This is a genomic window from Streptomyces hilarionis, from assembly GCF_024539675.1.
In the GTDB taxonomy this organism is placed as follows: domain Bacteria; phylum Actinomycetota; class Actinomycetes; order Streptomycetales; family Streptomycetaceae; genus Streptomyces; species Streptomyces hilarionis.
The window spans coordinates 1-237 of the sequence record NZ_JAHHIT010000892.1 but is presented as its reverse complement, the minus strand read 5'-3'; the positions used below and the strand labels follow the sequence as shown (position 1 = coordinate 237).

1 protein-coding gene is annotated in these 237 nt (G+C 54.9%); it reads right to left on the bottom strand.

The window, feature by feature from the left end:
• Positions 1–14: 14 nt before the first annotated feature.
• On the bottom strand, positions 15–237 hold a 223-nt coding region (locus KMS84_RS44890), incomplete at its 5' end, for a DUF6957 family protein (RefSeq protein WP_256921676.1).

Below are 237 nucleotides of genomic sequence, written 5' to 3'. Positions count from 1 at the left end.
ATATAGAGCGCAGGTTAGAAGAGGGAGAAAACGTCTTTCAGGCTCGCGAGCTGTTCATGACCAGGGCCAATCAACACGTAAACCGTGTTTCTGGTTTCGAATGCAACACCGTCGTGGAAACCGGTGCACATGCTTGAACGAGCCCAATCGCCCCGTTCGAAACGGCCTTGGCTGTCCTCGGCCACGTTGTGAGCAAACAGGATCATCGGGAGCTGGCCCGCTGCATGGCATTTGAAG